This window comes from Sodalis sp. dw_96 (genome assembly GCF_018449575.1).
Taxonomy (GTDB): domain Bacteria; phylum Pseudomonadota; class Gammaproteobacteria; order Enterobacterales; family Enterobacteriaceae; genus Acerihabitans.
This window is the reverse complement of the sequence record NZ_JAAVUT010000001.1, coordinates 585405-597241: the sequence shown is the minus strand read 5'-3', so window position 1 is coordinate 597241 and position 11837 is coordinate 585405. Positions and strand designations below refer to the sequence as shown.

Here is an 11837-nt window from a genome sequence, read left to right as displayed (position 1 = left end):
TACCCACTTTTTTTATACCCAATAGTAAAGCTGCATTATTGACTGGATTAACGAAGCCGGTGATAAAAAAGCATTTTTGGAAAATTTTGGCGGGAACAAGCAGAATGGCTATATCAGTTTATAGTTGGGGCATTCAATGAGGACACAATACTCCCGGGCAGACCGACCGACTTTTATCTGGGGATACTGAGCTGTATCCCCTTCTTTTGATGACATTAAGCGATGTGAATGGCGCGTTTAAGCGTTCAACCCTTGAAATAACTCAGCGGCTCATGCTGGCGCCGCCGCCTTTTTTCATCACTGAACGTATTTCAGATTCCTGCACCAGATTTAAATCGCCGCTGACGGTCAATTTTAATACGCTGGCGGCAATGGCAAAATCAATGTCTTCCTGAGCGCCAAAACCATGCAGTAAACCGTGCATCAAACCAGCGCCAAAGGCGTCACCGGCGGCAACCCCTTCCATGACGTGCATCTTGTAGCGGGTGGTTTCGTAAAACTCGCCGTCTTTCAGCAACAGTCCCATCCATTGGCTTTCTTCAACGGAGTGGATGTTTCTCAGGACGCTCGCCACCATTTTACAGCCCGGATACTTTTTGGTGACGGCAAGCATGCCGGCTTTAAATGAATCTTTTTGCTCGATGCCGCGGGAATTATCACCGTCGAAGGCTTTTATGCCCAGCGTCGCTTCGAAATCTTCATCATTGGCGATACAGATGGTCACATAGTTCATCAGCTTGGACATGACGACCTGGGCTTTTTCAGGTGGCCACATTTTGCCGCGATAATTCATATCGCACACAACGGGAATATTATGCGCCTTGCAATAGACGCAGGCGTCGGTAACAACCTGCTCTAATTCCGTTGAAATTGCCGGGGTAATGCCCGAAAAATAGAAATAATCAACACCCTTAAGCAGCTCTTCCCACTGGAACTCATCACGTTTAGCTTCCGCGAAGGAGCTTCCGGCCCGATCGTATACCACATTGCTGGAGCGTACGCTGGCGCCTTTTTCAAAGAAATAAATACCCAGACGGTTGCCGCCGCGTAGAATTTTTGTGGTGTTCACGCCGTATTTACGTAAAGCGGACAGCGCGGTTTCACCCAGCAGATTACCCGGCAACTTGGTCAAATAAGCAGCGTCATTGCCCAAGAGGGCTAAAGATACGGCGACATTGGCTTCCGCACCGCCATAAGTTGCTTCCAAAACATCCGACTGAATGATGCGATTGTTGCCGAGCGGTTTCAATCGGAGCATCATTTCACCAAAAGTTAACACTTTCATTTCGTTACTCTATGTTCAATCCAAGTGATTTATTGTATCACCGAAATAACGTCGATGAACAATAACCAAGGCAACTCGAAATCTGTCAGGTTAAGAAATAGTTTCGCCGAAGGTGGGGTTCTATTAGTGTCGCTTGCCGGGCAGCATTCTTATCAGGGTGTTATCCCGCAGAATATAATGATGAAACAGCGCCGCAGCGGTGTGCAGGCCGATAATAAAATAGCCGGTGTTGGCAATCAGCTCATGAATATCACGCAATCGAGACTGCATATCGGCGTCCGGGATATCCCGCACGGGCATGGTATATCCTAAGAAAGCCCATTCTCTGCCGCCGAAATAGAGTGTCAGCAGGCCCAATAGCGGCAGGCAGATAAACATCAGGTACAGCACGCCGTGAACCAAGTGTGCCAGGATCATCTGCCAGCGCGGCGGCGGAGGTGCTATAGCCGGCGTCTTGCCGGCAATGCGTATCATAATGCGCAGTAGCGTCAGGATCAGCACGCTCACGCCGGCGGTGTAATGCAGTAACGTTATCCCCCTTCGCAAGGCACTGTCATACGGGGCGTAGCCTCTGAGCTCCATGGCGGCATAGGCAATGGCGATCAGTATGAAAATAACCCAGTGGAAACCCATCTGCAGCGGTGAATATTTTTTTTCCATGGCGCCTTTCCCCTAAAAAATCAGACTACATTTCATCGACCCGGGCAATCGCTGTACGCTGTTGGCGATAATACTCAGCAAACCGGCACGGCATGGTAAAAAGTGGCTGTATCGGGCCAACGGGGATTGCGCGGATAACGCAGTACATAGAAAATGCGGATAAACTTATCAACTCGCATAGGGCCTGCCTCGGCGGATTATTTGAGGTGTGGGTGCGCCGGCGAAGCCCCTGCGTGTTTTTGTCATTCCCCAGATGATTTAAGTGATGAATAATGAATAAAATATACGTTGGATTTGTAGTTTTGTCGTCGCTTTTAGGCATTCAGCCCGCGGTGGCGAAAAGTTGGCAGGAAATCAAACAAAGCGGAGAATTGCGCATAGGCATTCCTGGTGATTATGCGCCGCTGGCATTCCACGATAAGCAAGGAAAATTGACTGGCTTTGATATTGATATGGCACGTTCATTAAGCAATGCGCTGCGGCTCAATGTTCGCTTTGTGCTGAGCAGTTGGCCAACGCTGTCTGCCGATCTGGCGGCAGACAAGTTCGATATCGCAATGGGAGGCGTGACGGAAACACCTGAAAGAAACGCCCGGTTTGCGCTTTCCGCTCCGGTGGTTAAAAATGGTAAAATCGCCCTGACACAGTGTGACAAAGTTGAGGAATTCAAATCCCTTGTGGCTATTGATCGTACGAAGGTACGGGTCATCGTGAATCCAGGCGGTACAAACCAATCTTACGTTGATAAGCACATTAAGTATGCCCAAATTGTCCGTACTCAAGATAATGTCGCCAACCTTCAAGGGATCCGGGACCGGAGCGCGGATATCATGTTTACCGATTTGATTGAAGGCGACTATTACCAGAGTAAAGAGCCGGGGATCCTTTGCGTTGCTACTCAGAACATATTGCCCGGGACAGCGAGTTATAAAGTTTATATGATGGATAAAGATAACCGGCAGTTGCTTGATGCGGTAAATAAATGGTTGGCCGGCGAATCGAAAACCAAACTTGCCAAACAGTGGCAAATATCAGAGTAAAAATTGACAAATCACGCTGTTATTACCGATTTACCGGCTGTTTTACCTGAAACAACTTGATGACTTGCCGATATTTGCGGCGAAATGACATTTTGACGAGGATTGAACTATGGAACAAACATGGCGTTGGTACGGCCCGGGGGATCCGGTTTCTCTGGACGATATCCGCCAGGCCGGGGCAACCGGTGTGGTAACCGCCCTGCACCATATTCCCAACGGCGAAGTCTGGTCGGTTGAGGAAATAGAAAAACGCAAAGCGGAACTGGCGGCCAAAAATCTGGTGTGGTCGGTGGTGGAAAGCGTGCCGGTGCACGAAGAAATCAAAACCCAAACCGGCAACTACCGTCAGCACATCGCCAACTACCGGCAAACCTTGCGTAATCTCGGACAGTGCGGAATCGATACCGTCTGTTATAACTTTATGCCGGTGCTGGACTGGACGCGTACCGACCTGGGCTACGAGCTGCCGGAAGGTTCCAAGGCGCTGCGTTTCGATCATATCGCTTTTGCGGCATTCGATCTGCATATCCTGCAGCGGCCCAACGTTGAGGCGGATTATACCGACGATGAAAAACGGCAGGCAAAAGCCTATTTCGAGCATATGAGCCAGCAGGAAATTACCCAGCTGACCAACAATATTATCGCCGGCCTGCCGGGCGCCGAAGAGGGTTACACCCTCGACCAGTTCCGGGCGCGCCTGGCGGAATATGCCCATATCGATAAAGCGGCCCTGCGCGAGCATATGGCTTATTTCCTGCGGGAAATCGTGCCGGTGGCGGAAGCGTCGGGCATTCGCCTGGCGGTGCATCCGGACGATCCGCCGCGTCCAATCCTGGGTTTGCCGCGCATCGTCTCCACCATTGAGGATATGCAGTGGCTGAAGGATGCCGTTCCCGCTCCCACCAACGGTTTCACCTTTTGCACCGGTTCCTATGGCGTGCGGGCGGATAACGACCTGGTTAAAATGGCGGAGACTTTCAGCGATCGCATCTGGTTTACCCATTTGCGCGCCACCGTTCGTGAAAAAAACCCTAAAAGCTTCCATGAAGCGGCGCATTTGCAGGGCGACGTGGATATGGTCAGCGTAGTAACCGCGATTTTGCGGGAGGAGCAGCGCCGTCAGGATTTGGGCGACCAGCGCCCTATTCCCATGCGGCCGGACCACGGACATCAAATGCTGGATGATTTGCATAAGAAAACCAATCCCGGCTATTCCGCCATCGGTCGGTTAAAGGGCCTGGCGGAGATCAGGGGCGTGGAACTGGCGGTACGCCGCCTGTGCTTTCCCAATCTGAAATAGCGGCCGGCCTTTTTTCCGCTCCAGAGTAGTGCCAGTATTACCCCCACTCGGGCACCAACCGGGACGGGGGTTTTATTTTTCCGCGTATCGCTTACGCGTATACATCAATCCAATCAGATCAGATAACGCCCTGAGGTCCCTGTTTGAATATGTGGTTTATGTACTGTTGTTAAAGTATCGGTATTGTTTAAATTTATATGTATGTTGTAACTAAACTAACCTATATGAATTGGTTTATCTGGTTTGTTTATCTGCATTGCCGATTATTCCAGGCGTTTTTAGGTCCCATTTATAATTCATACCGTATTATGGCCGAATGCTTCTCGCCTGCTTTATCCATGAATCCTTAATCTGATGAAAAAATCCCTGGTAAAAATCGCTTTAATTGCCGGCCTGTTCCTGGCTTCCCCCACCCATGCCTTGAGATTGCAGCAGGGAACCGCGCTATTTGATATTGATCCGGCCACGCTGCAAATCAGCGCCGGCGATACCCTGGTGAATATGCCGCAACCATCCCGGCAAGTCAGCGCGTTACGGCATTCCCCGCTATTGGCCAGTTGGCAATGGCCGGACTGCGACATGCATATTACCGCGGAACTGTCAGGCAACGATCTGCGCCTGAGCTTCAGCAGCGAACGGCCGCAGGTATTGGATTGGTTCACCCTGCCGGCACAAGCCGCCACGCTGCTTCTGCCGATGGGCGAAGGCAGCCGAATCCCTTTGGATAACCTCACTTGGCAGGAGTATCTGGTCAGCGAACAGACGCCGATAGATACCAACTGGGACCTGAAACTGCCGTTATGGAGCCAGGAACAGCAGGGTAAATTTTTCAGTTGGCTGCTGCTCACCCCCTTTCATAATGAAATAGCCTTCACTTCTGCCGACGCCCGTTTGCATATGCAAAGCAACCACCGGTTCAACCGGTTTAACCAGCGGCAGGCCTTCGAGGTATTGCTGCATGTGGGCGATTCGCCGCTTTCAGGCGCCATACGTTATCGGGAATATCTTCGGCAAAGCGGACAATTCAGTTCGCTAAGCGACAAAATCATGATTGCGCCGGAAGGAGAAAAACTGATCGGCGCGACGCACCTCTATCTGTGGGGCGGTCTGTTACTGGACCAGGCAGATGTAAAAAACTGGCCGGGACTGGCCGGTTATCTGCAATCATCCGCCGGCGCCGGGCTGTGGGAAAAGCTGGATGCTGACGCTCAAAGCACGCTAAAACAGCTGAAAGATAGCTCCCCCGAGGAATGGCGGCAACCATCCCTGATTGAAGCCCTCAACCAGGCCCTGGCGGCGGAAGCGGCGCAGCACCGTTCGCCGGATCAGGATATTTCCCTGGCGGCGCAGCAACAGCAGGCCGCCAGAGTACGTCGGCTTGCACAACAACGGCTGGGGGCGTATCTCTCACCCGCCGAAAGCTGGGGTCAGGGGTTGGCCACACCGCTTATCCAATCATTGCATCAGGCCGGCTTGACCAGGCTATGGCTGGGCACAGATAGCTGGACCGCCGGATTTCTGCACCCGCAGGCGGTGGACAGCGCCAAAAAATCAGGTTACCTGATCGCCAGCTACGACTCCTATGATACCGCTGTTCCTCGCGGCGTTAACGATAGCTGGCTCACCGCCCAAGTACCCGCCGCCTTGCGTGAACAGTGCGCCATTATACGGGCCGACGGCAGCAAAAAACCTGGATTCGGCGGTAAGGGAAATTATCTCAATCCCCAATGCATCCTGCCCTATTCTCAGCAGCGCATGGCGGAGTTGATTAAACTGGCGACGCCGAACAGCCTGTTCCTGGATGTTGACGGTTCCTGCATGGTGTCTGACGATTATCATCCGGCGCACCCGACAGGCGCGGCGGAGATGGCGCAAGCGTTCAATTCTCGGATGGCCTGGTTCAGCACAACCTTAAGATTGCCGTTGGGTTCTGAAGACGGTAATGCGGTGACCGCGCGTCACATCATGTTTGCCCATGGCACGGAAACCTGGGGTTTCGGCTGGGGCGATAAGGATATGCACCAGAATAAAGCATCGCCGTTTTACCTCGGCATCTGGTGGCCCTACGCCCAGCCGGCCCTTTTCTTTAACCCGGCCAAGGTGAAGCAGCCCTATCTCACCGTCCGGTTCGACCCGCGCTATCGTTTGCCGTTGTACCAAGCGGTATTTCACGATGCGGTGATAAGCAGCCACCACTGGACCTATGACAACCTCAAATTCATCGATGTCAAAACCACCCGTACACTGCTCAGCCAGCTATACAACACCCCGCCGTTGTTCAATCTCAGCCGCGGCACCCTGCGGGCGCGGTTGCCTGAAATCAAAAAGGCGGATGCGGCCTTCCGTCCCCTGCATCAAGCGCTGTGGGATAAAGCGCTGACCGGCTTCTCCTGGCTGGACCAGACCGGCTGGGTACAGCAAACAACGTTTAGCGACGGATCGGTGCTAATAGCCAATTTTGGCGACCGGTCTTTTGGTGATATGACTGCCCACAGCCTGCGAGCCAAACTGGCCGATGGCCGGATTCTGAATGTGATGGAATAGGCCGCTTAAACGGCCTATAAAGATGTTGGCGATAAAAAATATGCCTTCAAAGCGATCTACTTCACGCATTTTTTTGCAATCATTCATCCATTGCATGACTAATTTATGTCCTATCCCATTTTACCTTAATTAATTTTAATCCCGTTGACCTGGTTTTTACGGCGGCGCTATATTTTCATTGGTTAGGCCAGTAGGCCACCCTGCCAGTAGGCCAGACGTTGACCACAGCGATACTGCTGCGGCAAGCAATGTGCCCGCATGGCGATTGCCAGATATTAACCATAAAATCAATAAATAAGACGGGACTACTATGAAAAGACGTTCGATGGGATGGGTGACTGTTTTTATGTTATTCATTGTCTATATGCTCAATTATATGGATCGTGCGGCACTGTCGATTACCGCGCCGTTAATCGAAAAGGAGCTGGGATTTAATGCCGCTGAATTAGGCATGGTGTTCAGCGCTTTTTTTGTCGGTTATGTCATATTCAATTTTGTCGGCGGGATGGCAAGCGATAAATCCGGACCCAAACTGGTGTTTGTTTTTGCCGTAACGCTATGGTCGTTATTCTGCGGGATGACCGCCCTGGCGGTGGGATTAACTTCCATATTGATCATACGCGTATTATTCGGCATGGCGGAAGGCCCCATCAGTTCCGCCGGTAATAAAATGGTGAATAACTGGATATCTCGCAATGAAACGGCAGTGGCAGTGGGATTTTTCAGCGCCGGCTCTCCGTTGGGTGGTGCTATCGCCGGGCCTGTCGTCGGTTTTTTAGCCATTGCGGTGGGCTGGCGCTGGGCCTTTATTATTATCTGTTGTATTGGCCTGGTTTGGACCTTGGTATGGTATGCAATCGCCACGGATACCGCCAAAAATAATCGTTTTGTCGATAAAGAAGAGCAAAAGGAACTTGAGAACAAGAATGACATTCTCATTAAGGGCGCAGCCCGCGTCGACAAAAACAGTCCCGGGTTAGGCTATTACATGAAACAGCCTATCGTGCTGGCAACCGCCGTGGCGTTCTTCAGCTATAACTATGTGCTGTATTTCTTCCTGACCTGGTTTCCCAGTTATCTTAACCAGGCCATGCACCTCGATATTAAACAATTGAGCATTGCCACCGTTATTCCATGGCTGGTTGGCGCGGTGGGTATGGTGATCGGCGGCGCATTTTCCGATTATATCTACCGTCTCACCGGTCGCGCCCTGTTCTCCAGAAAACTGGTGTTGGGTAGCTGTTTGGCGGGCACGGCGATATGTGTCGCGATTTCCGGCAATGTCACCACGGTGCAAAGCGCCATAATATTAATGTCGTGCTCGCTGTTTTTATTATATCTCACCGGTGCGATTTACTGGGCAATTATCCAGGACGTGGTACATAAAGATAAAGTCGGCAGCGTTGGCGGCGCAATGCACGGTATTGCCAATACCTCCGGCATTATCGGACCGTTGGTAACAGGATTTATTGTTCAAGCAACAGGGGATTTCTCAATGGCCTTTTTCCTGGCGGGCGCTGTTGCCCTTGTAGGAGCGGTGTTGGTTATTTTCTGTATAAAGGATAAAACCTCGGTAAAGTCGTTTAAAGTGGATCAAGGAATATAACATCATGTTAAAGGTCAAAAGTATTTATCTGGAATCAGCCGGGAACATTCGTGTTAAAGAAGTTGATTATCCCGAAAAAAAAACCAATGAGGCGTTAATCAAAGTCGAGTCACTGGGAATTTGTGGTTCAGATATCGGCGCCTATCGCGGTGTTAATCCGCTGGTTTCTTATCCGCGAATTATCGGTCATGAAGTGGTGGGTACCATTATTGAGGGCGGCGAAGGGTTGCCCGATACCATACGTCCGGGTGACCGGGTCATTGTCGATCCCTATATCTACTGCGGCAATTGCTACCCATGCAGTATTGGCCGCACCAATTGCTGCGAGCATTTGCAAGTGATCGGGGTGCATATCAACGGCGGGATGCGAGAGATTTTCGCCCACCCGGCAAAATTATTACACAAAGTTCCCACGGGCATCCCGCTGGCCGCCATTCCGCTGGCGGAACCCTTGACCATCGCCCTGCATGCACTGCATCGGACCAGGCTCAGCGCCGGGGAACATGTCGTCATTATGGGCGCCGGCGCCATTGGTTTATTGGCGGCGCAGGCCGCATTACATTACAAGGCAATCCCGATTCTCATTGATATCGTGCAGCAGCGTCTGGACTATGCGGCTTCAATAGGTATTAAACATACCATCAATCCATCGTCACAGAATGGGAAAGAAATTATCGATCAAATCACCTTGGGGAGAATGGCGGAGGTGGTGATTGAGGCGTCCGGTGCCAATATCGCCATTAAAGAAGCGCTGGCTTATGTCTCTTTTGCCGGCAGAATAGCCCTCACCGGCTGGCCTAAAGCCGAAACATCTTTACCCACCAATATCATTACCTTAAAGGAGATTGATATCAGAGGGTCAAGAACCAGCGCCGGGGAGTTTCCTGAGGCATTGGATCTTATCGAGAAAGGTATTATTGCGGCAGATACCATAATCAGTAAAACAATTTTGTTAGAAGAAATCCCGTTGGCAATAAAGGATCTGTCGGAAAATCCCGGCCGTTACCTTAAAATAAACGCAGTAGTCCAATAAAATAAGATCTGATAAATAAAAATCAGTCACGGCATTCCGTCAAATAACGTTTCGCCGGCATGGTGAAGACGCTTTTTGTCCGCTTATCCGATTCGCCAATCTTCAAGATAGGCTGTTTTTGCCTCGTCATGGGTGTTAGCCGGTAACGGGGTGCGGCGGTTTGAAACCATCCGGGATAGCCGGGTTACTCAGCCTTGAACGGCGGGATGCGCGACGTCCATGCTCGGTGACCCGGACTCTCTGGCCAAACAGGTGAATGTTTGCGGATCGTGGTTGGCCAATGCAAAAAAATTACCCCATACCCATATATGCAATATGGTAAAGTCTCTCGTCGGTATTGGCTCTACCCGCCGGCAATTTTTATATCTATATCTGTTAAGGGATGAAGAAATATGGATCTACCCACGATAAAGTCGGAAAGGCTTTACCAAAAAATCGCCAACGTGGTGATTTCCATGGTCAATAAAGGCGTCTATCACCCTGGACAAGCCTTACCCGCCGAGCGGGACCTGTCGAAACAGCTGGGTGTTAGCCGCGCATCCCTCCGGGAGGCGCTGATCGTGTTGGAATTATCGGGTTGGATAGAGATCCGTTCCGGCAACGGGGTGTTTGTCTGTGAAACTCCTGGCGCGGAAAGCCTGTCCGGTCCATCCTATGCATATAATCAATATGATGTTATCCAGGCCCGCAGCATTGTTGAAAGCGAATTGGCCTATTTGGCGGCCAAGGTCGGCAACGCTGCCTTGCATATAAAATTACGCGCCCTGGTTGTGAATATGGAGTTAAACATCAGCAATAACAATATCAGTGAATTTTACCGCCTGGACCGTGAATTTCATTTATTGATCGGCAGCATGGCCGGTAACCCGATTCTCAACGAGGTCGGTACCACGGTTTGGAATCGCCGCATCAACCTGCCTTATCTGCACCTGGACGATCGCTACGCCGATCATACCAAACTGCGTATCTTCAACGAAGACCACCAGCACATGGCCGATGCCATTATTGCCGGCAACGCCGACGAAGCCAGACGCTGCTCCCAGATACATCTCGAGCGGGTCATGCGTTCGCTGGAATCGCAATAACCCTCCTCATTCCACCTCTGTCTCTTTGTTCATTTGCTCGGACTGTTGTATTGCATCGTAACGCACATGCAGTAACACCGGCCGCGACAAAAGAGGCTTAAATGGATCCGACATCAGAAATATAATGGTTTTATCATCAGCGGCCGGTTGTCACCATCCCCGGCGCAACCCTTTTCCCTGGAGAGAATATATGCCAACCTTGTATGAGCCGGTAAAAATCGGCGCCCTCGAACTGAGCAATCGCATTGTCATGGCGCCCCTTACCCGCATGCGGGCGGTGGATGGCCGCAGCCCCGGCCCGTTGACCAAAGAGTATTATATACAGCGTGCCGGCGCCGGCCTCATCATCACCGAGGCCACCTCGGTATCGCCGCAGGGGGTGGGTTATCCCAATACGCCGGGAATCTGGTCGGAAGCGCAGGTTGCCGCCTGGCGAGATGTCACCGATGGAGTGCATCAAGCCGGGGGGAAAATAGTGATTCAGCTATGGCATGTGGGACGCATCTCCGATCCGGTGTATTTAAACGGAGAGCTGCCGGTGGCACCTAGCGCCATCGCGCCGGCAGGCCATGTCAACATGCTGCGGCCGTTGAAACCCTATGAGGTGCCTCGCGCCCTGGCAACGGAAGAGATACCCGGTATCGTGGAGGATTTTCGCCGTGGGGCCGAGAACGCCAAGCGTGCCGGTTTTGACGGTATAGAAATCCACTCGGCAAACGGCTATTTGTTCGATCAGTTCTTGCATGACGGTTCCAACAAACGCACCGATCAATACGGCGGCTCCATCGCCAACCGGGCGCGTTTTCTGTTGGAAACCGTGGATGCCCTGCTAGCCGTCTGGCCAGCGGACCGGTTCGGCGTGCATCTTAATTTGATGTCCAGCTCTTATTCCATGCATGATTCCAATCCCCGCGCCATGTTCGGCTATGTGGTGGAAGAACTGAATAAACGCAAGCTGGCCTTTATCTTTGCCCGCGAATCGCTGGATTTTCCGGATCGTATCGGACCGCAGGTAAGAAAAACCTTTTCCGGCGCCTGGATTGCCAACCAAGGCTTAACCCAAGACACCGCCGAAGCGTTGATCGACCAGGGGCAGGCCGACGCGGCGGCATTCGGTAATCTCTACATGGCCAATCCCGATCTGGTGCAGCGGTTTAAGCAAAACGCGCCTCTTAATCCCCTGAACAAAGAGACGATTTACGCCGCGGGCGGTATCGGTTATACCGATTACCCAGCCTTGTCCCAAAGATGATTGCTCAAATATTTGCGAGTTTTACCGCTTAT

Annotated in this window: 9 protein-coding genes; 7 read left to right on the top strand and 2 right to left on the bottom strand. The window is 51.6% G+C overall.

Translation table 11 applies throughout. The features are described 5' to 3' along the window. Nucleotides 1-262: 262 nt before the first annotated feature. Both HB631_RS02610 and cybB read right to left on the bottom strand, forming a co-directional pair. Nucleotides 263-1285 carry a sugar kinase gene (locus tag HB631_RS02610; protein ID WP_213989581.1) on the bottom strand — a complete coding sequence of 341 codons (1023 nt, stop codon included), beginning with the start codon at nucleotides 1283-1285 and terminating at the stop codon, nucleotides 263-265. 123 nt (nucleotides 1286-1408) lie between these two features. Further along, nucleotides 1409-1945 (bottom strand): cytochrome b561, encoded by a 537-nt coding sequence (gene cybB / locus HB631_RS02605; RefSeq protein ID WP_213989580.1) that lies wholly within the window; start codon nucleotides 1943-1945, stop codon nucleotides 1409-1411. 272 nt (nucleotides 1946-2217) lie between these two features. Here cybB and HB631_RS02600 point away from each other — a divergent pair, with 272 nt between their 5' ends. From HB631_RS02600 to HB631_RS02570, 7 genes are all read left to right on the top strand, one after another. After that, the gene (locus tag HB631_RS02600) at nucleotides 2218-2985 is read left to right on the top strand and encodes a transporter substrate-binding domain-containing protein (protein ID WP_213989579.1); all 768 of its coding nucleotides are present in this window, start codon (nucleotides 2218-2220) and stop codon (nucleotides 2983-2985) included. A 109-nt stretch (nucleotides 2986-3094) separates the two neighbouring features. Continuing rightward, on the top strand, nucleotides 3095-4285 hold the full coding sequence (gene uxuA / locus HB631_RS02595; protein ID WP_213989578.1) for a mannonate dehydratase: 1191 nt from the start codon (nucleotides 3095-3097) through the stop codon (nucleotides 4283-4285). 354 nt (nucleotides 4286-4639) lie between these two features. Then, on the top strand, nucleotides 4640-6829 hold the full coding sequence (locus HB631_RS02590) for a glycoside hydrolase (protein ID WP_213989577.1): 2190 nt from the start codon (nucleotides 4640-4642) through the stop codon (nucleotides 6827-6829). 310 nt (nucleotides 6830-7139) lie between these two features. Continuing rightward, the gene (locus tag HB631_RS02585; RefSeq protein WP_213989576.1) at nucleotides 7140-8435 is read left to right on the top strand and encodes an MFS transporter; all 1296 of its coding nucleotides are present in this window, start codon (nucleotides 7140-7142) and stop codon (nucleotides 8433-8435) included. A gap of 4 nt (nucleotides 8436-8439) precedes the next feature. Further along, nucleotides 8440-9468 carry an alcohol dehydrogenase catalytic domain-containing protein gene (locus HB631_RS02580; RefSeq protein ID WP_213989575.1) on the top strand — a complete coding sequence of 343 codons (1029 nt, stop codon included), beginning with the start codon at nucleotides 8440-8442 and terminating at the stop codon, nucleotides 9466-9468. A 392-nt stretch (nucleotides 9469-9860) separates the two neighbouring features. Continuing rightward, nucleotides 9861-10553 carry a FadR/GntR family transcriptional regulator gene (locus HB631_RS02575; RefSeq protein ID WP_213989574.1) on the top strand — a complete coding sequence of 231 codons (693 nt, stop codon included), beginning with the start codon at nucleotides 9861-9863 and terminating at the stop codon, nucleotides 10551-10553. Nucleotides 10554-10743: 190 nt separating this feature from the next. Continuing rightward, nucleotides 10744-11805 (top strand): alkene reductase, encoded by a 1062-nt coding sequence (locus HB631_RS02570; protein ID WP_213989573.1) that lies wholly within the window; start codon nucleotides 10744-10746, stop codon nucleotides 11803-11805. Nucleotides 11806-11837 lie beyond the last annotated feature (32 nt).